Genomic DNA, 1,446 nt, shown 5'->3' with positions numbered 1-1,446 from the left:
GTAAAGGACATTTTGAAAAAAGCCTAGGCAACTTGTTGAAGCTGCTGTCTGTATTTTACAGGCGGCAGCTTCTTTAAATTCCACTGACCACGATAATGATTGTAATACGTCATATAACTCTTCACTTCTTGTTTTACTTCCTCTAATGTTTCACATTCTTTCAGATTCGTTTCATCTTTAAAATGACCAAAGAATGATTCCTGTGGCGCATTGTCCCAACAGTTTCCTCGGCGTGACATGGATTGGCCTAACTTCATTTTTTTCACGAGTTTTTGGAACTGTGGGCTTGTATAATGGAAACCTTGATCTGAATGGATAAAGGCATCTGCTGCTAAATGGCGGTGTTTTTTTAGTTTATGGAGTGTATTGAGCGCAATGTCTATACTTAATGAATCGGATACTTCATAAGATAAAATTTCATTGGTTTCGGCATCTTTAATCGTTGATAAATAAGCGCGTTTTCCACCTTTATACCTTAAATAAGTGATATCTGTTAACAGAACTTTACCGGCTACACCTTGTTTAAATTGGCGTTGTAGTTTGTTCTGACATATGCGATGTTCTTTTGTTGCTTTCGCCATGCGACGATATGGATTAGCTTTTCGAATAGGGCAAATAATATCATATTTTTTCATAATACGGCGAATACGCTTTAAGTTATATGTAATTTGATATTGATTTTCTAAAGTCATTTTAATTTGACGTGTTCCTTTTTTGCGTCCTCGGAAGTGATATGCCTTTAAAATGATCTCTTTTACTGCTTCATCGGATTCCTCTTTAGCTGCGCGCTTTTGTGCTGACTTTTCCGTGAAGTAGTTATAGTAACCTGAACGAGATACCCCCATTACGCTACATAAATAGCTCACCATACGCTTTAATTTGTATTTCTTTATCGTGCGCTGGATGAGTTCAAACTTTAATTCTGGGGCAATTTTTATTTCTTCTTCAACATCTGCCTTTCTAGTAGATCGAGCTTTTTTAAGAGTTCATTTTCTGCTTCAAGTAATCTATTTTTTGCTTCCAATCGAGCAATCTTTTCTTCTAGAGTTAATTCAAGTTCAGACGAGCGACCTGAGTTTGTCTTTCGTGTATCTTGAAGACCTTCAATCCCCAATTTACGATAAGCTGCACGCCAACGCTTTCCCGCACCTTTAACACGGTCAAGCCCAACTAATTCAACGTCTAAACCCGCCTCTTCAAAAATTTCACGTGGTAATTTCCCTTTCTCGTTTTCTGCAATAAAATGGCGTTTAAATGCATCTGTATATGTAATTGCTTTTTCACTTACAGCTTGTACACTGGGATTACATTTTAATTGTTCTTGTTGTTTTCTAGTAAAATAAAGTTTGGTCATTCAATTCCGCTCCAACATCTTTTTTATCATTATAAACAAAAGTACCCTACAAGAGGACTTTTTTAAGTGTCCATCTTATAGGGTACATTTTA

At 36.4% G+C, this 1,446-nt stretch carries 1 protein-coding gene; it reads right to left on the bottom strand.

Features of this window, described 5'->3' with window-relative positions:
* Nucleotides 1-23 precede the first annotated feature (23 nt).
* Nucleotides 24-1,354 (bottom strand): IS3 family transposase gene (locus tag V4T18_RS18235; RefSeq protein ID WP_332651872.1). Its coding sequence is split into 2 segments (ribosomal slippage): nucleotides 24-973 and nucleotides 973-1,354, totalling 1,332 coding nucleotides; the frame shifts between segments, so codons are not numbered across the junction.
* Nucleotides 1,355-1,446: the final 92 nt, after the last annotated feature.

It is taken from the genome of Lysinibacillus sp. 54212, assembly GCF_036662795.1.
In the GTDB taxonomy this organism is placed as follows: Bacteria; Bacillota; Bacilli; order Bacillales_A; family Planococcaceae; genus Lysinibacillus_B.
Note: the sequence above shows the minus strand (reverse complement) of the source record. Positions and strands in the feature narration are given on the sequence as shown.